The sequence below is a fragment of the Saccharothrix sp. ST-888 genome (genome assembly GCF_000955975.1).
Classification (GTDB): domain Bacteria; phylum Actinomycetota; class Actinomycetes; order Streptomycetales; family Streptomycetaceae; genus Kitasatospora.
On the sequence record NZ_JYJF01001055.1, the window covers coordinates 1 to 274 of the forward strand.

Annotated in this window: 1 protein-coding gene; it reads left to right on the forward strand. The window is 73.7% G+C overall.

Features of this window, described 5'->3' with window-relative positions; translation table 11 throughout:
* Positions 1 to 274 (forward strand): hypothetical protein (locus tag UK12_RS42795; RefSeq protein WP_045307367.1); only part of this gene is annotated, 274 nt, incomplete at both ends.

Sequence of the window (274 nt, forward strand, 5' to 3'; positions counted from 1 at the left end):
CTTGAGGGCGAGGGCGTCCGCACTTACGTGGAGCTGGGTCCCGACGGCACCCTCTCGGCGATGGGCCAGGAAGGCGCGTCGGAGGAGGCCGTCTTCGCGGCGGTCCTGCGCACGGGACGCCCCGAGGCGCAGACGGTGACCACCGCGCTCGCCCAGGCGTACGTGCGTGGCGTGTCCGTCGACTGGCAGGCGGTCTTCGCCGGCCAGGGCGCCCGCCGGGTGGATCTGCCCACCTACGCCTTCCAGCGCCAGCGCTACTGGCTCGAAGGCGGTG